This window comes from Pseudomonas sp. GW823-FHT02F05 (genome assembly GCF_058797315.1).
Genome location: NZ_JBXAJM010000003.1, coordinates 34950 through 57657, shown reverse-complemented (window position 1 = coordinate 57657; position 22708 = coordinate 34950). Strand labels below are relative to the sequence as shown.

The following is a 22708-nucleotide window of genomic DNA, read 5'->3' as shown; positions in this document are numbered from 1 at the left end:
CGTTCTGCTCCCGAATTCATTTGAATCTCGACTTGCTGCAAGTAGAATGCCACGCCCCGGCGAAGGACTGCCAGGCCAAACCTATAAGAAATACTAGGTTATGGACGCACGGCATCCTCGGTAGTGTTGACCTGATAAACGGCCGCTACCCGCCAGGCCGATACAACACAAGGAATGTATGCATGTGGCGTGAAATTGCCCCCGACCAGCAGTACAACGTGCAAGTCGACGGCCATAACCTCGTGGTCTACAGCTTTGGCGAAGGCGATGAGGTGCTGCTGTGTCTCAACGGCGGGCCGGGCCTGCCGTGTGACTATCTGCGCGACGCCCATGGCTGGCTCAAAGCACATAACCTGCGAGTGGTTGCATTCGACCAGCTTGGCACGGGCGCATCAGCCAGACCGACCGATGCCTCACTGTGGGAAATCCGCCGTTATGTCGAAGAAGTCGAGACCGTGCGCCAGGCGCTGGGCCTGGGCCGCGTGCATCTGCTCGGGCATTCCTGGGGCGGTTGGCTGGGGATCGAATATGCCGTGCATTATCCCGGTGCGCTCAAAAGCCTGATCCTGGAAAACACCGTCGGCGACATTCCCCACCTGTCCCAGGAACTGGAGCGTCTGCGCGGCGCCCTGGGCAGCGAAACCGTGGCCATGATGCAACGCCACGAAGCCATGGGCACCCTCGACCACCCGCAGTACCAGGCCGCCATCACCTTGCTCAACTACCGCCACGTGTGCCGGCTCGACGAATGGCCAGAGCCGGTCAAGCGCTCCCTGGGCGACTGGAACATGGGGCCGTACGAAACCATGCAAGGTCCCAACGAGTTCCTCTATATCGGTAACCTCAAGGACTGGAACCGCCTCAAGGAAATGGCCGAGTTCACGATGCCGATCCTGATCACCACCGGCCAGCATGATGAACTCACCCCCGCCTGTGCGATGCGCATGAAACTTGCAGCCCCCCACGCCGAGTTGCATGTGTTCCCCAACAGCAGTCATATGCCTTTTTACGAGGAGCCACAGGCGTACTTCCCGGTGCTGCTGGACTTTCTCGCTCGCCACCGAGGCTGACGCATGAACCTGGCGCGCTACCGTTTTGTGTTGTCCCGGCCCCTGCAATTGCTGCCGGTGCTGCTGGGCATCAGCCTGATCACCTTCGTGTTGGTGCGCTCGATTCCTGGCGACCCGGCGCGTGCCTTGCTGGGTGCGCGCAGCACGCCGGATGCGCTGCTGAAGATCCGCGCCCAGTTCGGCCTCGACCAGCCCTTGTGGCTGCAATACTTTTACTTCCTGAAAAACCTGCTCAAGGGCGACCTCGGCCAATCGCTGCTGTACAAGGTCGACGCCCTCAAACTGATCGTCACCCGCATCGAGCCGACGCTGGTGCTGGTGCTGGGCAGCGTGGTGCTCGCTTTGTTGATAGCGGTGCCACTGGCAACGATTGCGGCGCGCCAGCAAGGCCGTTGGGCGGACAAGCTGATCCGCGTGTTCACCACGGTCGGCCTGGGCATGCCGGCGTTCTGGCTGGGGTTGATGCTGATCCTGCTGCTCAGCGTGAAATGGGGCTTGTTCCCGGTGTCCGGTTACGGGCGCACTTGGCTGGATAAGGCGCACCACATGCTTTTGCCATGCCTGACCATCGCCCTGGCGCTGTCGGCGGTGCTGGTGCGCAACCTGCGGGCGAGCATGTTGATGGAGTTGCAGGCGGATCACGTCACCGCCGCACGTGCACGCGGGCTGGCGGAAGGCGCGGTGTTTCGCCGGCATGTACTGCCCAACGCTCTGGTGCCGGCGGTCAACCTGCTGGCGGTCAACATCGGTTGGCTGATCAGCGGCACGGTGGTCATCGAAAGCCTGTTCGCGATTCCAGGCATCGGCCAGTTGCTGGTGCGCGGCATTTTCACCCGTGACTACATGGTGGTGCAGGGTGTGGCGATGGTGCTGGCCTGTGCCACGGTGGTGGTCAACTTCCTGGCCGACCTGGTGACGGTGGCCCTCGACCCACGGGTAAAGATGCAATGAGCAGCCGCCCATTGATTGCCCCGTGGCGCTTGCGCCTGCGCTTTGGTTTTCGCAATGGCCGGCTGACCGCCGCATGGGGTTTGTTGATCCTGTTCGCGTGGTTGGCCCTGGCGCTGTTTGCGCCGTGGGTCGCGCCCTATGACCCTATCGCGCAGGACACCAGCATGAGTTTGCTGGCCCCCAGCCTTGCCCATCCGTTGGGTACGGACAATTACGGCAGGGACATCCTGTCGAGGGTGATCTGGGGTGCGCGCATCGACCTGCAGTTGGCGGTTATCGGGGTGATCTTCCCGTTCATCATTGGCACCTTTATCGGTGCGGTCTCGGGTTATATCGGCGGGCGTTTCGACAGTGTCTGCATGCGTGTGATCGATGTGGTGCTGGCGTTCCCGTTCCTGGTGCTGATGCTGGCGATCATGGCCATCCTCGGGCCGGGCTTGCAGAGTTTTTATATCGCCATGGCGCTGGTGGGCTGGGTGTCGTACGCGCGCCTGATTCGCTCGCAGATCCTGGTGCTCAAGGAAAGCGAGTTCGCCCTGGCCGCCAAGAGCCTGGGCTTTGGCCATGGGCGCATTCTGTTCCGGCATTTGCTGCCTAATGCGCTGTTTGGCTCCATTGTGTTTTCCATGTCCGACGCGGTGCTGGTGCTGCTCAACGGCGCCGCCGTCAGTTACCTGGGCCTGGGGGTGCAACCACCGACCGCCGAATGGGGGACGATGGTGGCCGAGGGGCAAGCCTTTATCACCACCGCCTGGTGGATCTGCACCTTTCCGGGCCTGGCCATCGTGACCTTGGCCATGGGCTTCAGCCTGTTGGCCGATGGTGTTGCGCAGGTATTGGGAGAGCGCTCATGAGCCTGCTGAAGGTGCGCGACCTCAGTGTGATCGCCAACAACGCCGGGCGTGAGGTTACCTTGGTGGATCGGGTGTCCTTCGACCTGGCCGAAGGTGAAATCCTTGGCTTGGTGGGTGAGAGCGGTTCCGGCAAGACCATGGCCTGTCGTGGCCTGATGCGTCTGTTGCCATCGCCCAATCTGCGCGTGCAGGGCGGCGCTGTGCAGTTGGCCGGCCAGGACCTGTTGGCACTGGATGATGCCGGTATGCGCGCCGTGCGCGGCGGGCAGTTGGGCATGGTCTTCCAGAATCCCAGCAGCCACCTGGACCCGTTGATGCGCATCGGTGAGCAGATCGCCGAGGGCATCCGCCTGCACCAAGGCGTGTCGAAAAAAGACGCGCGCTTGCAGGCGATCGAGGTATTGCGTCAGGTCGGGATTCCCGACCCCCAGGCGCGGGTCGACAACTACCCCCATGAGTTTTCCGGTGGCATGCGCCAGCGCGCCATGATCGCCGTGGCCCTGGGCTGCAACCCGAAGGTGTTGATCGCCGACGAACCGACCACGGCCCTGGATGTGACGGTGCAGGCGCAAATCCTGCGGCTGTTGCTCGACCTGCGCGACCAGCGTGGCCTGTCGATCATCATGATCACCCATGACCTGGGCGTGGTGGCGCAAACCTGCGATGCCATCGCCGTGATGTATGCCGGGCGCCTGTGCGAGCACGGCAGCAAATACGAACTGCTGGCCCAACCGCAACATCCGTATACCGCAGGCCTGATCGACTGCCAGCCAGCCCACAGCAGCGGGCATGCGTTGTTGCGCACCATTGCTGGCCAGCCGCCGTTGCTCGATGCATTGCCCGACGGCTGCCGCTTCCACCCGCGCTGCCCACAGGCCGGCGCCTTGTGCGCCGAGTTGCTGCCCCAAGGCGCACGCGTGGCCTGTCACTACCCGTTGGGAGCGCGCCCATGAGCCTGTTACAGGTCAAGGATTTGGAAGTGCGCTTTACGGCGTCCGGCAGCGGCCTGTTTGGCCTCAACCGCCAGTGGGTGAGGGCGGTGAACGGGGTATCGCTGAACCTCGCCGCCGGTGAAACCCTGGGTTTGGTGGGCGAGTCCGGCAGTGGCAAGAGCACCCTGGGCCGGGCAATTCTGCACCTCAACCCGATCAGCGCCGGGCAGGTGTTGTTCGACGGTATCGACATGGCCCATGGCAGTGCCATCGACATCGCCCGGCTGCGGCATGAGACCGCGATGATTTTCCAGGACCCCTACGCCGCGCTCAATCCACGGCACAGCATTGGCGAAACCATCGCCGAGGTACTGCGTGTGCAGCGTAAGGTGGCGGCGCAGCAGATTCCTGATCGTGTGAATGAGTTGCTCGAACTGGTCGGCTTGCGTCCTGAGCTGGCTTCACGCAAGCCCGGCTCCCTCAGTGGCGGCCAGTGCCAGCGCGTGGGTATCGCCCGGGCGCTGGCGGTGGAGCCACGCCTGATCATTGCCGATGAATGCGTGGCCGCGCTGGATGTGTCGATCCAGGGCCAGATCATCAACCTGCTGCTGGAACTGCAACAGCGTATGAACCTGGCGATCCTGTTTATCGCCCATGACCTGGCCATCGTAAGGCGCCTATGCGACCGCGTGGCGGTGATGTACCTGGGCAAGATCGTCGAAGAAGGCCCGGTGGAAGCGGTGTTCACCGCGCCCCGTCACCCGTACACGGCGGCGCTGATCCAGGCCATCCCGGAGATCGATCCGCACCGGCCATTGCCTGCGCAGCCATTGCCCGGCGAACCGCCGAGCCCGCTGAATCTGCCGACAGGCTGTGCCTTTCACCCGCGTTGCCGGTATGCGCAAGCCATGTGTTCCTCGGTATTGCCTCCCACCCATTTCGTGCACGAGCATCGGTACAGTTGCGTGCTTGAAGACCCTTTGCTTTGACCCTCTGCCATTCATTAACAAGGAGTTGTGATATGCACTCGCGCCACTTGAAATTGCTCGCCGCCGCTACCCTCACGGCCTGGTCGCTGACCGCCGGCCTGGCCCATGCCGCCGGTGTGCTCACCATCGGCTGCCGTGAAGACAGTACCACTTTCGACCCGATCAAAAGCGCGCAAAACCGCGACACCTGGGTATTTGCCAACGTCTACGACACCCTGGTGCGCGTGGATAACCTGGGCACCAAGATGGAACCGGGCCTCGCCGAAAGCTGGGACATTTCCAAGGATGGCCTGACCTACACCTTCAAGCTGCGCGAGGCGAAGTTCTCTGACGGCTCGCCGATCACTGCCGCCGACGCCGCGTTCAGCCTGCTGCGCATCCGCGACAACAAGGCCTCGTTGTGGAGCGACCCGTTCAGCCTGATCAACACCGCCACGGCCAGCGATGCCAAGACCCTGGTGGTCACCCTGAAAACCCCGGCTGTGGCCTTCCTCTCGCAACTGGCGTCGCCAACGGTGTCGATCCTGTCGGAAAAAGCCATGACCAAGATGGGCGAAGACGCCTACTCGGAAAACCCGGTGACGTCCGGCGCGTTTACCGTGGACGAGTGGCGCAAGGGCGACCGCGTGATCCTGAAGAAAAACCCGAATTTCTGGCAGGCCGGCAGCGTGAGCCTGGACGGCGTGGAATGGGTGTCGGTGACCGATGACAACACGCGCATGCGCATGGTGCAGAACAACGAACTCGACACGGCGATCTTTGTACCGTTCTCCCGCGTGGAAGAGCTGAAGAAAGACCAGAACGTGGTGATCCACGCCGACCCGTCCACCCGTGAAGATCACCTGTTGATCAACCACGAGCACGGCTTGTTGGCGAAGCCGCAAGTGCGCCAGGCCCTGGACATGGCCATCGACAAGCAATCGCTGGTCAAAGCCGTCACTTACGGTCAAGGCACCGTGGCTTATTCCTACATTCCAAAGGGCTCGCTGTACCACTACGCCAACAACCTGCAACGCCCGTACGACCCGGCCGAAGCCAAGAAGCTGCTGGCCGCTGCGGGTGCCCAGGACTTGAAGCTCAACTACGTGGTCAACGCCGGCAACGAGGCCGACGAGCAGATCGCGGTGATCATCAAGGACCAGCTAGCCAAGGTCGGCGTGACCGCCAACCTGCAGAAAGTCGACCCCACCCAAAGCTGGCAGATGCTGGTGGACGGTGAATACGATATTTCGGTGATGTACTGGACCAACGACATCCTCGACCCTGACCAGAAAACCACCTTCGTACTGGGCCACGACACCAACCAGAACTACATGACCCGCTACAAGAACGACCAGGTCAAGGCGTTGGTGGCGGCCGCGCGGATCGAGGCAGACCCGGCCAAGCGTGAGCAAATGTATGTGGAGTTGCAGAAACTGGCCAAGCAGGATGTGAACTGGATTGACCTGTACTACAGCCCGTACATCAACATCTCACGCAAGAACATAAGCAACTTCCTGCAGAACCCGTTGGGACGTTTCACCTTGGAGGAAGTGGTCAAAAACTGAGTTTTTAACTACACCACAACGCAATGTGGGAGCTGGCTTGCCTGCGATGCAGACACCTCGGTGCTTCAGTTGCACCGCGGTGATGCTATCGCAGGCAAGCCAGCTCCCACCTTTGTTTTGCGGTGTGTCAGGGCTTATTGCGCATCGAAGGCCTGGCCATTGATGCCGGCACTGTCGGGCCCCATCAGGTACAGGTACACCGGCATGATCTCTTCCGGCGCCGGCCTTTCCATCGGGTTTTCCCCTGGGTACGCCTGGGCGCGCATGCTGGTGCGGGTGCCGCCCGGGTTGATGCTGTTGGCGCGCACTGCGGCCACATCTTCCAGCTCATCGGCCAGGGTTTGCATCAGCCCCTCGGTGGCGAACTTGGACACGCCATAGGCACCCCAATAAGCACGGCCCTTGCGCCCGACACTGCTGGAGGTGAACACCACCGACGCGTCCTGGGACAGTTTGAGCAGCGGCAGCAAAGTGCTGGTCAGCATGAACATCGCGTTGACGTTGACGTGCATCACCCGCATGAAATTCTCGCCGGACAACTGCTCGATGGGCGTGCGTGGGCCGATGATCGAGGCGTTGTGCAACAGGCCGTCGAGGTGGCCGAATGCCTTTTCGATCATCGCTGCCAGCTCATCGTATTGATGGGGCAGGGCGGTCTCCAGGTTGAACGGGATTACCACCGGCTGTGGGTGGCCCGCGGCTTCGATCTCGTCATACACCTGGGCCAGGTTGGCTTCGGTCTTGCCCAGCAACAGCACGGTGGCGCCATGGGCGGCATAGGTTTTTGCCGCTGCCGCACCAATCCCGCGCCCGGCGCCGGTTACCAGGATGATCCGGCCTTTGAGCAGTTCTGGCGGTGCAGAGTAATCAAACATAAATAGCCTCGACAAAATTCAAGGTGATACACCACTTGAAGTGGAATCCATTTCCTGTGGGAGCTGGCTTGCCTGCGATGGCGGACTAACTGCCGCCAGATGTGCTGGCTGGCAGGCCGCTATCGCAGGCAAGCCAGCTCCCACATTGATCTCAGCGTTGTTGAGATCTTCGAACAATCAGCAACTGCACAGCGCGTTATCCAGCACCTTGCGCAATTCCAGCGGGTGATCCACCACCACATCCGCGCCCCAGTGGCGTGGGTTGTCATCCGGGTGGATATAGCCGTAGGTGACCGCCGCCGTGCGCGTACCGGCGTCGCGGCCGGATTCGATGTCGCGCAGGTCATCGCCCACGAACAGCACGCTGGCCGGGTCCAGGTCGAGCATTTTGCACGCCAGGATCATCGGCTCCGGGTCCGGCTTGCTGTTTTTCACATGGTCCGGGCAGATCAGCACGGCCGAGCGTTCGGCCAGGCCCAGGCGCTGCATGATCGGTTCGGCAAAGCGCACCGGCTTGTTGGTGACCACGCCCCAGATCAGCTTGGCTTTCTCGATGTCTTCCAGCAGTTCGGCCATGCCGTCGAACAGTTTGCTGTGCACCGCGCAGTCCTTGAGGTAGCGCTCCAGGAATTCCTGGCGCAGCTCTTCAAAGCCTGGGGATTCAGGATCCATCGAGAAGGTCACGGCAACCATCGCCCGGGCACCGCCGGAGATTTCATCGCGGATGTGCTGCGGGTTGATCGGCGCCAGGCCGCGGTCGGCGCGCATGGCCTGGCAGATGGCGATAAAGTCCGGCGCGGTGTCCAGCAGGGTACCGTCCATGTCGAAGAGAACCGCTCGCAACTTCACAGGCTTACTCCTCGCGCAGGGTCTGGATCATGTAGTTGACGTCAACGTCGTTGGCCAGCTTGTAGTGCTTGGTCAGCGGGTTGTAGGTCAGGCCGATGATGTCCTTGACGGTCAGCCCGGCCTGGCGGCTCCACGCACCCAGCTCGGAAGGGCGGATGAATTTCTTGAAATCATGGGTGCCACGCGGCAGCAGCTTCATGATGTATTCGGCGCCGATGATCGCGAACAGGTAAGCCTTGGGGTTGCGGTTGATGGTGGAGAAGAACACCTGGCCGCCGGGCTTGACCATACGGAAGCACGCACGGATCACCGAGGACGGGTCTGGCACGTGTTCGAGCATTTCCAGGCAGGTGACCACGTCGAACTGCTCGGGCATTTCTTCGGCCAGGGCTTCGGCGGTGATCTGGCGGTACTCCACGCTCACGCCGGATTCGAGCTGGTGCAACTGGGCCACGGCCAGCGGCGCTTCACCCATGTCGATGCCCATGACGGTGGCGCCGCGCTGGGCCATGGCTTCGCTGAGGATGCCGCCGCCGCAACCGACGTCCAGCACCTTCTTGCCGGCCAGGTTGACGCGCTCGTCAATCCAGTTGACCCGCAGTGGGTTGATATCGTGCAGGGGTTTGAATTCGCTCTCGCGGTCCCACCAGCGGTGAGCCAGGGCTTCAAACTTGGCGATTTCGGCGTGATCGACGTTGCTCATGGTGAATCCTCTGAATCTGATAAGTCGGTGTGTCGCGGCTGAACCCAAGGCTTCAGCCGCGTCGTTATTCGCTGTGCCCGCTGATGCGTTGGCCCCAGGCAATGGCCGTGGCGGTCAACTGTTGTTCATCCATGCGGGTCAATTGCCGGTCGTCGAGCAATGGCTTGCCGGCAACCCAAAGGTGTTTCACGCAATCGCGCCCGGTGGCATATATAAGCTGTGAGACCGGATCGTAGATCGGTTGTTGCGCCAGCCCGGAAAGATCAAAAGCGACGATGTCTGCCGCCTTGCCCACTTCCAGGGAGCCAATCTGGCTGTCCAGGCCCATCGCCCTGGCGCCGTTGAGTGTGGCCATGCGCAGGGCGCGGTGGGCATCCAGCGCAGTGGCCGAGCCGGCCACGGCCTTGGCCAGCATCGCCGCCGTACGGGTTTCGCCGAGCAAATCCAAGTCATTGTTGCTGGCAGCGCCGTCGGTGCCGATGGCCACGTTGACGCCAGCCTGCCACAAGCGCTCCACCGGGCAAAAGCCGCTGGCCAGTTTCAGGTTCGATTCCGGGCAGTGAATGACGCTGGTGTTGCTTTCTACCAGTAAAGCCAGGTCGTCTTCGCTGATTTGGGTCATGTGCACGGCCTGAAAGCGCGGGCCCAGCAGGCCAAGTCGAGCCAGGCGCGCCAATGGCCGCTCGCCGGTCTGCTCGACGGCTTGCTGCACTTCAAAGGCAGTTTCGTGAACGTGCATATGGATCACGGCGTCCAGCTCTTCGGCGATCACCCGGATCTTTTCCAGGTTGGCATCGCACACGGTGTAGGGCGCGTGGGGGCCGAAGGTGATTTTGATGCGCGGGTGGTGCTTGAGGTCGCCGAACAGCTCGATACCCTGGCGAATCGCCTCGTCGGCACTGCTGGCGCCGGGGATCGGGAAGTCGAGGATCGGCAGTGCGATCTGCGCACGCATACCGCTGTTGTGCACGCAGTCACTGGCGACCTTGGGGTAGAAATACATGTCCGAGAAGCAGGTGATGCCGCCCTTGATCTGCTCGGCAATGGCCAGGTTGGTACCGTCGCGCACGAACGCTTCATCGACCCACTTGGCTTCGGCTGGCCAGATGTGCTTTTCCAGCCAAGTCATCAGTGGCAAATCGTCGGCCAGGCCGCGGAACAGGGTCATGGCTGCATGGCCGTGTGCATTGACCAAGCCGGGGCTGAGCAGCATGCCGGGCAGTTCACGCACCTCTTGTGCCGCCAGCTTCAACGCCGCGTCCCGTGGCCCGATAAAGGCAATGCAGCCATCGCGGATACCCAGGCCGTGCTCCTTGAGCACCACCCCAGCGGGCTCGACGGGTACCAGCCAGGTCGGCAGCAGCAACAAGTCGAGCGGGGCGGCAGTGGAGGTCATCGCAGGCTTCTTCCCAGGCAGCTATAAAAGAAGGGCGAAGTATACCCGAGCGTCCCGGCTGGCGGATCGCTATAATCGGCGGCTTTTGTTCATGAGTGCGGGGTAAGGGATGCGCGACCGACTGTTGGCTGCAGAGAACGTGAAGGCCATCGAATGGCGTGATGGCGCGCTGCACCTGCTCGACCAGCGTGTTTTGCCGTCCCGGGAGCACTGGGTGGCCTGCGGTACCGTTGAAGCGGTGGCTGACGCCATTCGCACCATGGTGGTGCGGGGCGCACCGGCCATCGGCATCTGCGCCGCCTATGGCTTGGTGCTCGCCGCCCGCGAGCGCATCGCCGAGGGCGGTGACTGGCAGGCCGCGTGGGAAGAAGACTACGCCTTGCTGGCCCACACCCGGCCGACCGCATCGAATTTGTTCTGGGCCTTGCAGCGCATGCGCGACCGCCTGGATCGCCTCAAGCAGGACGCCGACCCGCTGGTGGTGCTGGAGGCCGAAGCCGTCGCGATCCATGAGAGTGATCGGGAAGCCAATGTGGTCATGGCCCAGTTGGGTATGGAGCGGATTCGCAAGCATCAGGGCAATGCCCAGGCGATCCTTACCCATGGCAATGCCGGCGCGTTGGCTTCCGGCGGCGTTGGCACAGCCCTCGGGGTGATTCACGCGGCGTATCTGGAGGGGTTGGTCGAGCAGGTCTATGTCAATGAAACCCGTCCATGGCTGCAAGGCTCGCGTCTGACGGCGTGGGAGTTGGCGAGCCAGGGCATCCCGGTGGCGGTGAATGCCGACTCCGCGGGGGCGCATATCCTCAAGACCAAAGGCGTGACCTGGGTGGTGGTGGGTGCTGACTGTGTTGCGGCCAATGGCGATGTGGTCAGCAAGATCGGCACTTATCAACTGGCCGTCTGTGCCATGCACCATGGCGTGCGCTTTATGGTGGTGGCGTCAAGTTCGACCCTCGATTTGATGATGGCTACGGGGGAGGATGTTGCGCTGGAGCAGCGCGATATGGGTGAGTTGCTTGAGGTTGATGGGCAGCGGTTGGATATCGCGGCGCTTAACCCTGTATTTGATGTGACGCCTGCGGACCTGATTGACGTGATCGTCACCGAAAAAGGCATTGTCGAGCGGCCAGACACTGCCAAACTGGCCAAGTTGATGTGCCGTAAGCGGCTGCATTGAGTGTGTGGGTGCCTGCGATTGGCCGTTAAGGTCAATAAAACTGCTGGATCCATCCTCAAAAAATACCACCACCGCGCCTCTGAGCCCCTCTCGTCCCCTTCAAGCCTGTCATCCGTCAAATTACTAGCCTCCATGCGCATCAGGGGGATAGGTGCGTGGCGGCGATTGTGATAACATCCGGCGGTTTCCAGGGCTGCCCCGAGGGGTTGCCTATAACGTGCAGATCCGTGTCATAACTCGTTGATTTGTCGTAAGTCGTTGTCAGGCACCGTGCCGGCAGCGGCGAGCTTCGTTCGTCCCGAATGGATGTGACGAGGTTTCACCCGAAAAAGGAATCAGGCTTCTCATGGGCGAACTGGCCAAAGAAATCCTCCCGGTCAATATCGAAGACGAGCTGAAACAGTCCTACCTCGACTACGCGATGAGCGTAATTGTCGGTCGGGCACTGCCTGATGCGCGCGATGGCTTGAAGCCCGTGCACCGGCGTGTGCTGTTCGCGATGAGCGAGCTGGGTAACGACTGGAACAAGCCGTACAAGAAATCTGCCCGTGTTGTCGGTGACGTGATCGGTAAGTATCACCCTCACGGCGACACTGCGGTGTACGACACCATCGTTCGGATGGCGCAGCCGTTTTCCTTGCGCTACCTGCTGGTAGACGGCCAGGGCAACTTCGGTTCGGTGGACGGCGACAACGCCGCAGCCATGCGATACACCGAAGTGCGCATGACCAAGCTGGCGCACGAGCTGCTGGCCGACCTGCATAAAGAAACCGTGGACTGGGTGCCGAACTACGACGGCACCGAAATGATCCCGGCTGTCATGCCCACCAAGATTCCCAACCTGCTGGTCAACGGTTCCAGCGGTATCGCCGTGGGCATGGCCACCAACATCCCGCCGCACAACCTCGGTGAAGTCATCGACGGTTGCCTGGCCCTTATCGACAACCCTGAGCTGACCGTCGATGAGCTGATGCAATACATCCCCGGCCCGGACTTCCCGACCGCCGCGATCATCAACGGTCGCGCCGGCATCATCGAAGCCTACCGCACTGGCCGCGGGCGCATTTACATGCGTGCCCGCTCGATGATCGAAGATATCGACAAGGTCGGTGGCCGCCAGCAGATCGTCATCACCGAGCTCCCTTACCAACTGAACAAGGCACGCCTGATCGAGAAGATCGCCGAGCTGGTTAAAGAGAAGAAGCTGGAAGGCATCACCGAGCTGCGCGACGAGTCCGACAAGGACGGTATGCGCGTGGTCATCGAGCTGCGCCGCGGCGAAGTGCCTGAGGTGATCCTCAACAACCTCTACGCTCAGACCCAGCTGCAAAGCGTGTTTGGTATCAACGTGGTTGCCCTGATCGACGGCCGCCCGCGCATCCTGAACCTCAAGGACCTGCTGGAAGCCTTCGTGCGTCACCGTCGCGAAGTAGTGACCCGCCGTACCGTGTTCGAACTGCGCAAGGCCCGCGAGCGCGGCCATATCCTGGAAGGCCAGGCGGTTGCGTTGTCGAACATCGACCCGGTGATCGCCCTGATCAAGGCCTCGCCAACCCCGTCGGAAGCCAAGGAAGCGCTGATCAGCACGCCTTGGGAATCCAGCGCCGTGGTCGCGATGGTTGAGCGCGCTGGCGCCGACTCGTGCCGCCCGGAGACCCTGGACCCGCAATACGGTCTGCGTGAAGGCAAGTACTTCCTGTCGCCAGAACAGGCCCAGGCCATCCTGGAACTGCGCCTGCACCGCCTGACTGGCCTGGAGCACGAGAAGCTGCTGGCCGAGTATCAGGAGATCCTCAACCAGATCGGCGAGTTGATCCGCATCCTCAGCAGCGCCGTGCGCCTGATGGAAGTGATCCGCGAAGAACTGGAAGTGATCCGCGCCGAATACGGCGACGTGCGCCGCACCGAAATCCTCGATGCGCGCTTGGACCTGACCCTGGGTGACATGATCCCGGAAGAAGAGCGCGTGGTGACCATCTCCCACGGCGGCTATGCCAAGACCCAGCCGCTGGCGGCCTACCAGGCCCAGCGTCGTGGCGGTAAAGGTAAATCGGCTACCGGCGTGAAGGATGAGGACTACATCGCTCACCTGCTGGTCGCCAACAGCCACACCACGCTGCTGCTGTTCTCCAGCAAAGGCAAGGTGTACTGGCTCAAGACCTACGAAATCCCGGAGGCCTCCCGCGCTGCCCGTGGTCGTCCGTTGGTCAACCTGCTGCCCTTGGACAGTGATGAATACATCACCACCATGCTGCCGGTCGAGGAATACACCGAAGGCCACTTCATCTTCATGGCCACCGCCAAAGGCACCGTGAAGAAGACCCCGCTGGAATCCTTCAGCCGTCAACGCAGCGTGGGCCTGATCGCCCTGGAGCTGGATGAAGGCGACGTGCTGATTTCCGCAGCCATCACTGATGGCGAGCGCGAAGTCATGCTGTTCTCCGATGGCGGCAAGGTCACACGCTTCAAGGAATCCGACGTACGTGCCATGGGCCGTACCGCCCGCGGTGTGCGCGGCATGCGCCTGCCGGAAGGGCAGAAGCTGATTTCCATGCTGATCCCGGAAGAAGGCAGCCAGATCCTCACCGCTTCCGAGCGTGGTTATGGCAAGCGTACCGCCATCAGTGAGTTCCCGGAGTACAAGCGTGGCGGCCAGGGCGTGATCGCCATGGTCAGCAACGACCGCAACGGCCGTCTGGTCGGCGCGGTGCAGGTGCTCGATGGCGAGGAGATCATGCTGATTTCCGACCAGGGCACCCTGGTGCGTACCCGTGTGGCGGAAGTGTCGAGCCTGGGCCGTAACACCCAGGGCGTGACCCTGATCAAGCTGGCCAAGGACGAAAAACTGGTCGGCCTGGAGCGTGTGCAGGAGCCTTCGGAAGTCGAAGGTGAAGAGCTCGAAGGTGAGGAATTTGAAGGCGAGGTGATCGCAGCTGGCGATGACAACGTTGACGAGCCAACCCTCGACGCTGCCGCAGACGAAGAAGAACCGCAGGAATAAGCGGACACACAGGGGGCGGATGAAGATTCGCCCCCTTGTTGTTTGTCCCGTATGAAATACAGCGCCCTTTGCCTGGACGCGGTCCATGTGGGAGCTGGCTTGCCTGCGGTACAGGCGCCTCGGTCATTCAGTGATACCGCGGCGCTGCTATCGCAGGCAAGCCAGCTCCCACAGATGTCCGCTCCAGAACGAGGGCGTTGCTGACATGATTGCAGCCCCACCAGATCAGAGTGAGATTGGATGTGAGCAAGAGAGCCTATAACTTCTGTGCCGGTCCCGCGGCGCTTCCTGAAGCAGTCCTGCAGCGTGCGCAGGGTGAACTCCTCGACTGGCATGGAAAAGGCCTCTCCGTGATGGAAATGAGCCATCGCAGCGATGAGTTCGTGTCTATCGCCAACAAGGCCGAGCAGGACCTGCGCGACTTGCTGGACATCCCATCCAATTACAAAGTGCTGTTCCTGCAGGGTGGTGCGAGCCAGCAGTTCGCCCAGTTACCGCTGAACCTGCTGCCCGAAGGCGGCACTGCCGACTATATCGACACCGGTATCTGGGGGCAGAAGGCCATTGAAGAGGCCTCGCGCTACGGCCATGTCAACGTGGCAGGCACCGCCAAGCCCTACGACTACTTCGCCATTCCCGGTCAGAACGAGTGGAAGCTGACCAAGGACGCGGCCTACGTTCACTACGTCGCGAACGAAACCATCGGTGGCCTGGAGTTTGATTGGGTGCCGCAAGTAGGTGACGTGCCGCTGGTGTGCGACATGTCCTCGGACATCCTCTCGCGCCCGATCGACGTGTCCAGATACGGCATGATCTACGCCGGCGCGCAGAAGAACATCGGCCCGAGCGGCATCCTGGTCAATATCATCCGCGAAGACCTGCTGGGTCGCGCTCGCTCGCTGTGCCCGACCATGCTCAACTACAAGGTAGCGGCCGATAACGGCTCGATGTACAACACACCGCCGGCGTTTGCCTGGTACCTGTCGGGCCTGGTGTTCGAATGGCTCAAGGAGCAGGGCGGCGTGGCGGCCATGGGCAAGCTCAACGAAGAGAAGAAGCGCGTCCTGTACGACTTTATCGACGCCAGCGGCCTGTACAGCAACCCGATCAACCTCAGCGACCGCTCGTGGATGAACGTGCCGTTCCGCCTGGCTGATGATCGTCTGGACAAGCCGTTCCTGGCCGGCGCCGACGCGCGCGGCCTGCTGAACCTCAAGGGCCACCGCTCGGTGGGTGGCATGCGCGCCTCCATTTATAACGCCGTCGACATCCACGCCATCAATGCGCTGGTTGCCTATATGGCAGAGTTCGAGAAGGAACACGGCTAATGTCTGAGCAAGAACTCAAGGCCCTGCGCGTACGCATTGACAGCCTGGACGAGAAGGTCCTGGAACTGATCAGTGAGCGCGCGCGCTGCGCCCAGGAAGTGGCCCGGGTGAAAATGGCGTCCCTGGCGGAAGGCGAAGTGCCGGTGTTCTACCGGCCCGAGCGTGAAGCCCAGGTGCTCAAGCGTGTGATGGAACGCAACAAGGGCCCGTTGGGCAACGAAGAGATGGCGCGGTTGTTCCGTGAAATCATGTCCTCGTGCCTGGCGCTGGAGCAGCCGCTGAAAGTGGCTTACCTCGGCCCTGAAGGCACCTTCACCCAGGCAGCGGCCATGAAGCACTTCGGCCATGCGGTGATCAGCAAGCCGATGGCGGCCATCGACGAAGTCTTCCGTGAAGTCGCGGCCGGTGCGGTGAATTTTGGCGTGGTGCCGGTGGAAAACTCCACTGAGGGCGCGGTCAACCACACGCTGGACAGCTTCCTCGAACACGACATGGTGATCTGTGGTGAGGTGGAGCTGCGTATCCACCACCACCTGCTGGTGGGTGAAAACACCAAGACCGACAGCATCAGCCGCATCTATTCCCATGCCCAGTCCCTGGCGCAGTGCCGCAAGTGGCTGGACGCCCATTACCCGAATGTCGAGCGCGTGGCGGTATCCAGCAACGCCGAGGCGGCCAAGCGGGTCAAGGGTGAGTGGAACTCTGCGGCGATTGCCGGCGATATGGCTGCGGGCCTGTACGGCCTGACGCGCCTGGCCGAGAAGATCGAAGATCGCCCGGATAACTCCACGCGCTTTTTGATGATCGGCAGCCAGGAAGTGCCGCCCACCGGCGACGACAAGACCTCGATCATCGTCTCCATGAGCAACAAGCCCGGCGCGCTGCATGAGCTGCTGGTGCCGTTCCACGACAACGGGATTGACCTGACGCGCATCGAGACTCGTCCTTCGCGCAGCGGTAAGTGGACCTACGTATTCTTTATCGACTTCATGGGCCATCACCGCGACCCTCTGGTCAAGGGCGTGCTGGAGAAAATCAGTCAGGAAGCTGTGGCACTCAAGGTGCTGGGCTCTTACCCGAAAGCGGTTTTGTGAGGCTTTGACATGAGTGGCAACTTCCTCGCCCTGGCGCAGCCGGGCGTGCAACAACTCTCGCCTTACGTTCCAGGCAAGCCTGTGGACGAACTGGCCCGCGAGTTGAATCTGGACCCGTCCAAAATCGTCAAGCTGGCGAGTAACGAAAACCCGCTGGGCCCGAGCCCCAAAGTGTTGGCGGCGATTCGTGAAGAGCTGGCCGAACTGACCCGTTATCCCGATGGCAACGGTTTTGCGCTCAAGTCTTTGCTGGCGGACAAGTGCCGGGTCGAGCTGAACCAGGTGACCCTGGGCAATGGCTCCAACGACATCCTTGAGCTGGTCGCCCGTGCTTACTTGGCGCCAGGCTTGAATGCGGTGTTCAGCGAGCACGCGTTTGCGGTCTACCCGATCGTGACTCAGGCGGTGGGGGCGGATGCTCGCGTGATTCCTGCCAAGGACTGGGGCCATGACTTGCCGGCGATGCTGGCGGCCATCGATGCCCAGACTCGCGTGGTGTTTATAGCCAACCCGAACAACCCGACCGGCACCTGGTTTGACGAGCAGGCACTGAACGAATTCCTGCAGGACGTGCCGGGGCATGTGCTGGTCGTGCTGGACGAAGCCTACATCGAGTACGCCGAAGGCAGCGACCTGCCCGATGGCCTGGATTTCCTCGCGGCCTACCCGAACCTGCTGGTGTCGCGTACGTTCTCCAAGGCTTATGGCCTGGCGTCGTTGCGGGTCGGTTATGGCTTGTCCACGCCCGTGGTAGCCGATGTGCTGAACCGCGTGCGCCAGCCGTTCAACGTTAACAGCCTGGCCCTGGCGGCCGCCTGTGCGGCGGTGAAGGATGCCGAATACCTGCAAGAAGGCCGTCGTCTCAACGAAAGCGGCATGCTGCAATTGCAGGAAGGCTTTCGTGAGCTGGGCCTGGGCTGGATTCCGTCCAAGGGCAACTTCATCTGCGTCGACCTTGGCCAGGTGGCTGCGCCGGTGTTCCAGGGCTTGCTGCGCGAGGGCGTGATCGTGCGCCCGGTGGCCAACTACGGCATGCCGAACCATCTGCGTATCACCATCGGTTTGCCGGCTGAGAACAGCCGCTTCCTTGAGGCGTTGGCCAAGGTTCTGGCCCGTGGTTGATGTCACTGCATTGCAACCTGCTGTGCCTATGATCGGTCGCCTGGTGGTGGTCGGCCTGGGGTTGATCGGTGGCTCCTTCGCCAAGGGCCTGCGTGAAAGCGGGCTGTGTGGCGAAGTGGTGGGCGTGGACCTCGACCCGCAGTCGCGCAAGTTGGCGGTGGAGTTGGGCGTGGTGGACCGCTGTGAAGCGGACCTGGCCGTTGCGTGCCAGGGCGCGGATGTGATCCAGCTCGCCGTGCCGATCCTTGCCATGGAGAAATTGCTGGCGGTACTGGCTGGTATGGACCTCGGGCAAGCGATTCTTACCGATGTGGGCAGCGCCAAAGGCAACGTGGTGCGTGCGGCACGATTGGCGTTTGGTGGGATGCCGCCGCGCTTTGTGCCGGGCCATCCAATCGCTGGGTCCGAGCAGAGCGGGGTGGAGGCATCCAATGCGCAGCTGTTCCGTCGGCATAAGGTCATCCTGACGCCGCTTGCGCAAACCGATCCCACGGCGTTGGCAGTGGTGGATCGTCTCTGGCGCGAGCTGGGCGCGGATGTAGAGCATATGCAGGTCGAGCGTCACGACGAAGTGTTGGCAGCGACCAGCCACTTGCCGCATCTGTTGGCATTTGGCCTGGTGGATTCGCTGGCCAAGCGCAACGAGAACCTCGAGATTTTCCGTTACGCCGCCGGCGGCTTCCGCGATTTCACGCGGATTGCCGGCAGCGATCCGGTGATGTGGCACGACATCTTCCTCGCCAATCGCGAAGCGGTGTTGCGCACTCTGGACACCTTCCGCAGTGACCTCGACGCCTTGCGCGACGCGGTGGATGCGGGAGACGGCCATCAACTGCTGGGCGTGTTCACCCGTGCGCGGGTGGCGCGTGAACATTTCAGCAAGATCCTCGCGCGCCGGGCCTACATGGAAACCGCAGTGAGCACCGATGACTTGACCTTCATCGCCAGCCCGGGTGGCCGCTTGAGCGGGCGCATCCGCGTGCCGGGTGACAAGTCGATCTCTCATCGCTCGATCATGCTGGGGTCGTTGGCCGAAGGTGTGACCGAGGTGGAGGGCTTCCTTGAGGGTGAAGATGCCCTGGCGACCTTGCAGGCCTTTCGCGACATGGGCGTGGTGATCGAGGGCCCGCACCATGGGCGCGTGACCATTCACGGTGTCGGCCTGCATGGCCTGAAGGCTGCGCCGGGGCCGATCTATGTGGGTAATTCCGGCACATCGATGCGCCTGTTGGCCGGTGTATTGGCGGCGCAGAGCTTTGACAGCGTGCTGACCGGCGATGCCTCGCTGTCCAAGCGCCCGATGAACCGCGTAGCCAAGCCGCTGCGGGAAATGGGCGCGATCATCGAGACGGGGCCGGACGGGCGTCCGCCACTGAGCATTCGTGGTGGGCAGTCGCTCAAAGGCTTGAGCTATGTACTGCCCATGGCCAGTGCCCAGGTGAAATCCTGCCTGTTGTTGGCGGGGTTGTACGCGGAGGGTAAAACCTCGGTGACCGAGCCCGCACCGACCCGCGACCACACCGAGCGCATGCTGCGCGGCTTTGGTTACCCGGTGGCGGTGCAGGGCGCGACGGCGTCGCTGGCGTCGGGGCATGGGTTGACCGCTACGCGTATTGAAGTGCCGGGGGATATTTCGTCTTCGGCGTTTTTCCTGGTGGCGGCCTCGATTGCCGAGGGCTCCGAGCTGCTGTTGGAGCATGTCGGTATCAACCCGACCCGCACCGGGGTAATCGATATCCTGCGGCTGATGGGGGCTGATATCGCCCTCGAAAATCAGCGCGAGGTGGGCGGCGAGCCGGTTGCGGATCTACGTGTGCGTGCCGCCGCGCTCAAGGGCGTCGAAATTCCAGAGGCCCTGGTGCCGTTGGCGATTGATGAGTTCCCTGTGCTGTTTATTGCCGCAGCCTGCGCTCAAGGTCGCACCGTTTTGCGCGGTGCCGAGGAGTTGCGGCTCAAGGAGTCCGACCGTATCCAGGTGATGGCCGACGGTCTGTTGGCCCTGGGCGTGAAGTGTGAACCCACGCCTGATGGGATTATCATTGACGGTGGCCCGATGGGCGGCGGTGAAGTGCATGCCCATGGCGATCACCGGATTGCCATGGCGTTCAGTGTGGCTTCCCTGCGGGCGATGGCGCCTATTCGTATCCTTGACTGCGCCAATGTTGCTACGTCTTTTCCGAACTTTCTGACACTGTGTGCCCAAGTCGGCATCCGTGTTGCCCAAGAGGCTCAATTGTGAATATCAAAGCACCGGTGATTACCATCGACGGGCCTAGTGGCTCGGGCAAAGGCACAATCGCTGGCATTCTGGCCAAGCGCCTGGGTTGGTGCCTGCTGGATTCTGGCGCGCTGTACCGCCTGCTGGCGTTTGCTGCGCACAACCATGGTGTTGACCTGACCAACGAAGAATTGCTGACGAAGCTTGCCGCCCATCTGGATGTGCAGTTCATTGCGGCGACCGAGGGTCAGTTGCAGCGCATCATTCTGGAAGGTGATGAAGTCAGCGATGTGATTCGCACCGAGAGTATCGGCGCGGGCGCCTCCCAAGTGGCTGCGCTGCCCGCCGTGCGCGAGGCGCTGCTGCAGCGCCAGCGCGCATTCCAGGAGGCGCCGGGCCTGGTGGCCGATGGCCGCGACATGGGCACGGTGGTGTTTCCCGAGGCGCCGCTGAAGATTTTCCTGACCGCCAGCGCCGAGGAGCGGGCACGCCGCCGTTACTTGCAGTTGAAGGGCAAAGTCGATGGTGTTAGTCTGTCGAGTCTGCTAGATGAGATCCGTGCACGCGATGAGCGTGATACCCAGCGTGCGGTAGCCCCGCTCAAACCGGCGGCTGACGCCATACAGCTGGATTCCACGGAGCTGTCCATCGAGCAGGTGCTGGAACGCATCATGAGTGAAATCGCCATTCGCGATATCGCCGGGTGATCAAGAAGGCCGCAGGGGACCAGTCATAGTCCTGCGGTGGCTTCTTTTAACTGAAACTGACCCACACCGTCTGGGGTGTGGAGATGGGCGTATTCTTCGCCCTTATCAACAGGAATTAAAATGAGCGAAAGCTTTGCGGAACTCTTTGAAGAAAGCCTAAAAACCCTGAACCTTCAGGCAGGCTCCATCATCACCGGTGTTATCGTTGATATCGATTACCAAGCTCGCTGGGTAACCGTTCACGCTGGTCTGAAGTCTGAAGCTCTGATCCCGCTGGAACAGTTCTACAACGATGCTGGTGACCTGACTATCAATGTCGGTGACGAAGTTCACGTTGCTCTGGACTCGGTTGAAGACGGTTTCGGTGAAACCAAGCTGTCCCGTGAAAAAGCCAAGCGCGCTGAATGCTGGATTGTTCTCGAAGCAGCCTTCGCAGCTGAAGAAGTGGTCAAGGGCGTTATCAACGGTAAGGTTAAAGGCGGCTTCACTGTCGACGTTAACGGCATCCGTGCGTTCCTGCCAGGTTCTTTGGTCGACGTTCGTCCAGTGCGCGACACCACGCACCTGGAAGGCAAAGAACTCGAATTCAAAGTCATCAAGCTCGACCAGAAGCGCAACAACGTTGTCGTTTCCCGTCGCAGCGTGCTGGAAGCAGAGAACTCCGCCGAGCGTGAAGCTCTGCTGGAATCCCTGCAGGAAGGCCAACAAGTCAAAGGTATCGTCAAGAACCTCACCGATTACGGCGCATTCGTCGATCTGGGTGGCGTCGATGGCCTGCTGCACATTACCGACATGGCTTGGAAGCGTATCAAGCATCCTTCCGAAATCGTCAACGTTGGCGACGAGATCGATGTCAAGGTTCTGAAGTACGATCGTGAGCGTAACCGCGTTTCCCTGGGCTTGAAGCAGCTGGGCGAAGATCCATGGGTTGCTATCAAGGCTCGTTACCCAGAAAGCACTCGCGTAACCGCGCGTGTTACCAACCTGACCGACTACGGCTGCTTCGCAGAGCTGGAAGAAGGCGTGGAAGGCCTGGTACACGTTTCCGAAATGGACTGGACCAACAAGAACATCCACCCTTCGAAAGTCGTACAAGTCGGCGACGAAGTGGAAGTTATGGTTCTGGACATCGACGAAGAGCGTCGTCGTATCTCCCTGGGCATCAAGCAGTGCAAATCTAACCCATGGGAAGATTTCTCTGGCCAGTTCAACAAGGGCGATAAAATCTCCGGCACCATCAAGTCGATCACCGATTTCGGTATCTTCATTGGTCTGGACGGCGGCATCGACGGCCTGGTTCACCTGTCCGACATCTCCTGGAACGAAGTTGGCGAAGAAGCTGTTCGTCGTTTCAAGAAGGGCGACGAGCTGGACACCGTTATCCTGTCGGTTGACCCAGAGCGCGAGCGCATCTCCCTGGGTATTAAGCAACTGGAAAGCGATCCGTTCTCCGAGTACGTTCAAGAGAACGACAAAGGCGCCATCGTTAAAGGCACTGTGAAAGAAGTTGACGCCAAAGGCGCCATCATCGTTCTGGCCGACGATATCGAAGCGACTCTGAAAGCCTCCGAAATCAGCCGTGACCGCGTTGAAGACGCGCGCAACGTTCTGAAAGAAGGCCAGGAAGTAGAAGCCAAGATCATCAGCGTTGACCGCAAGAGCCGCGTGATTCAGCTCTCCATCAAGTCGAAGGACGAAGTGGAAGAGAAAGAAGCTATCCAGAGCCTGAAAGAAGCTGCTCCGGAAGCTGCTGCTGACACCACCATGGCGGCACTGCTGCGCCAGGCAATGGCTAAGCAGAACTAAGTTCTGTAAAGCTGTAGAAAAAGGGCGACCTCGGTCGCCCTTTTTTGTGCCTGAAATTTGATGAAGCAACTGCACCGAACGAAGGT

18 protein-coding genes are annotated in these 22708 nt (G+C 61.3%); 14 read left to right on the top strand and 4 right to left on the bottom strand.

Annotated features, from left to right (window positions below):
• Window positions 1-182: 182 nt before the first annotated feature.
• Genes AC1RAC_RS05280 through AC1RAC_RS05255 form a run of 6 tightly spaced genes read left to right on the top strand, consistent with a single transcriptional unit; the run spans window position 183 to window position 6343 of the window.
• Window positions 183-1070: a proline iminopeptidase-family hydrolase gene (locus AC1RAC_RS05280; protein WP_034126678.1), complete on the top strand. Its 888-nt coding sequence runs from the start codon at window positions 183-185 to the stop codon at window positions 1068-1070.
• A 3-nt stretch (window positions 1071-1073) separates the two neighbouring features.
• Complete coding sequence (locus AC1RAC_RS05275; RefSeq protein WP_072446751.1) at window positions 1074-2021, top strand: ABC transporter permease; 948 nt, start codon at window positions 1074-1076, stop codon at window positions 2019-2021.
• A complete protein-coding gene (locus AC1RAC_RS05270) occupies window positions 2018-2875 on the top strand; it encodes an ABC transporter permease (RefSeq protein WP_054898622.1) in 858 nt (285 codons plus the stop codon). Before AC1RAC_RS05275 ends, AC1RAC_RS05270 begins: the two co-directional genes overlap by 4 nt.
• Window positions 2872-3828: an ABC transporter ATP-binding protein gene (locus tag AC1RAC_RS05265; RefSeq protein WP_492616330.1), complete on the top strand. Its 957-nt coding sequence runs from the start codon at window positions 2872-2874 to the stop codon at window positions 3826-3828. The genes AC1RAC_RS05270 and AC1RAC_RS05265 overlap by 4 nt, the downstream gene beginning before the upstream one ends.
• Window positions 3825-4796 (top strand): ABC transporter ATP-binding protein, encoded by a 972-nt coding sequence (locus AC1RAC_RS05260; protein ID WP_492616329.1) that lies wholly within the window; start codon window positions 3825-3827, stop codon window positions 4794-4796. Before AC1RAC_RS05265 ends, AC1RAC_RS05260 begins: the two co-directional genes overlap by 4 nt.
• Before the next feature lie 32 nt (window positions 4797-4828).
• Window positions 4829-6343, top strand: coding sequence for an ABC transporter substrate-binding protein (locus tag AC1RAC_RS05255; RefSeq protein WP_054898619.1), 1515 nt, complete (start codon window positions 4829-4831; stop codon window positions 6341-6343).
• 134 nt (window positions 6344-6477) lie between these two features.
• Here AC1RAC_RS05255 and AC1RAC_RS05250 read toward each other — a convergent pair whose 3' ends face one another.
• The 4 genes from AC1RAC_RS05250 to AC1RAC_RS05235 all read right to left on the bottom strand — a co-directional run bounded on the left by AC1RAC_RS05250 (window position 6478) and on the right by AC1RAC_RS05235 (window position 10166).
• A complete protein-coding gene (locus tag AC1RAC_RS05250; protein WP_014717613.1) occupies window positions 6478-7218 on the bottom strand; it encodes a YciK family oxidoreductase in 741 nt (246 codons plus the stop codon).
• Between the two features lie 177 nt (window positions 7219-7395).
• A complete protein-coding gene (gene mupP / locus AC1RAC_RS05245) occupies window positions 7396-8067 on the bottom strand; it encodes an N-acetylmuramic acid 6-phosphate phosphatase MupP (protein ID WP_003189759.1) in 672 nt (223 codons plus the stop codon).
• A gap of 4 nt (window positions 8068-8071) precedes the next feature.
• A complete protein-coding gene (gene ubiG / locus AC1RAC_RS05240; protein ID WP_003189760.1) occupies window positions 8072-8770 on the bottom strand; it encodes a bifunctional 2-polyprenyl-6-hydroxyphenol methylase/3-demethylubiquinol 3-O-methyltransferase UbiG in 699 nt (232 codons plus the stop codon).
• A 64-nt stretch (window positions 8771-8834) separates the two neighbouring features.
• Entirely contained in the window at window positions 8835-10166 is a 1332-nt protein-coding gene (locus AC1RAC_RS05235) for a TRZ/ATZ family hydrolase (protein WP_034126684.1), read from the bottom strand.
• 109 nt (window positions 10167-10275) lie between these two features.
• Between AC1RAC_RS05235 and mtnA the strand changes: the two genes are divergently transcribed.
• The 8 genes from mtnA (at window position 10276) to rpsA (ending at window position 22622) form a co-directional block, all read left to right on the top strand.
• Entirely contained in the window at window positions 10276-11346 is a 1071-nt protein-coding gene (gene mtnA / locus AC1RAC_RS05230) for an S-methyl-5-thioribose-1-phosphate isomerase (RefSeq protein ID WP_034126685.1), read from the top strand.
• Between the two features lie 346 nt (window positions 11347-11692).
• Entirely contained in the window at window positions 11693-14347 is a 2655-nt protein-coding gene (gene gyrA, locus AC1RAC_RS05225) for a DNA gyrase subunit A (protein WP_032892792.1), read from the top strand.
• A 242-nt stretch (window positions 14348-14589) separates the two neighbouring features.
• On the top strand, window positions 14590-15675 hold the full coding sequence (serC, locus tag AC1RAC_RS05220) for a 3-phosphoserine/phosphohydroxythreonine transaminase (RefSeq protein ID WP_105226206.1): 1086 nt from the start codon (window positions 14590-14592) through the stop codon (window positions 15673-15675).
• Window positions 15675-16769 carry a prephenate dehydratase gene (gene pheA / locus AC1RAC_RS05215; RefSeq protein ID WP_032902668.1) on the top strand — a complete coding sequence of 365 codons (1095 nt, stop codon included), beginning with the start codon at window positions 15675-15677 and terminating at the stop codon, window positions 16767-16769. The genes serC and pheA overlap by 1 nt, the downstream gene beginning before the upstream one ends.
• 9 nt (window positions 16770-16778) lie before the next feature.
• The gene (gene hisC / locus AC1RAC_RS05210) at window positions 16779-17891 is read left to right on the top strand and encodes a histidinol-phosphate transaminase (protein WP_198862917.1); all 1113 of its coding nucleotides are present in this window, start codon (window positions 16779-16781) and stop codon (window positions 17889-17891) included.
• 28 nt (window positions 17892-17919) lie between these two features.
• On the top strand, window positions 17920-20130 hold the full coding sequence (locus AC1RAC_RS05205) for a bifunctional prephenate dehydrogenase/3-phosphoshikimate 1-carboxyvinyltransferase (RefSeq protein WP_492616449.1): 2211 nt from the start codon (window positions 17920-17922) through the stop codon (window positions 20128-20130).
• Window positions 20127-20816, top strand: a complete 690-nt coding sequence (gene cmk, locus AC1RAC_RS05200) for a (d)CMP kinase (RefSeq protein WP_003189772.1) — start codon at window positions 20127-20129, stop codon at window positions 20814-20816. Before AC1RAC_RS05205 ends, cmk begins: the two co-directional genes overlap by 4 nt.
• A 120-nt stretch (window positions 20817-20936) precedes the next feature.
• Window positions 20937-22622, top strand: coding sequence for a 30S ribosomal protein S1 (gene rpsA / locus AC1RAC_RS05195; protein WP_003189774.1), 1686 nt, complete (start codon window positions 20937-20939; stop codon window positions 22620-22622).
• The last annotated feature ends 86 nt before the right edge of the window (window positions 22623-22708 follow it).